1 protein-coding gene is annotated in these 283 nt (G+C 29.7%); it reads left to right on the top strand.

Features of this window, described 5'->3' with window-relative positions:
- Positions 1–283 (top strand): hypothetical protein (locus NE665_RS24375; RefSeq protein ID WP_256302766.1); only part of this gene is annotated, 283 nt, incomplete at both ends.

The raw sequence follows: 283 nt of genomic DNA, 5'->3' as shown, positions 1-283 counted from the left end.
GAATTGGAATGGTAATAAAATTAGTGTTGAAGTGAGTAATCCTAAAGCCTATTACCTTTATGTTACTAATCAATATCAAGCTTTAGATAATAAAAATCTGATTAGCGAAGAAACTATTACTTACAAAGCTGGAACTGCTATTTCGTCAGAAGAGGATTTCATTAAGTTTATGGAATGTAACGCACCTTTTGACGATCGAAGTAATACTTCAAATTATGTTATTACCAAAAACTTAAATTTAGATTCTTTTCCTGCAGCAGAAGTTACACCTGATAAATTTTAT

The sequence above is a fragment of the Clostridium sp. DFI.1.208 genome, assembly GCF_024463855.1.
GTDB lineage: Bacteria > Bacillota_I > Bacilli_A > Erysipelotrichales > Erysipelotrichaceae > Clostridium_AQ.
The sequence above is the reverse complement of the archived record's forward strand: the minus strand, read 5'-3'. Positions and strand labels throughout refer to the sequence as shown.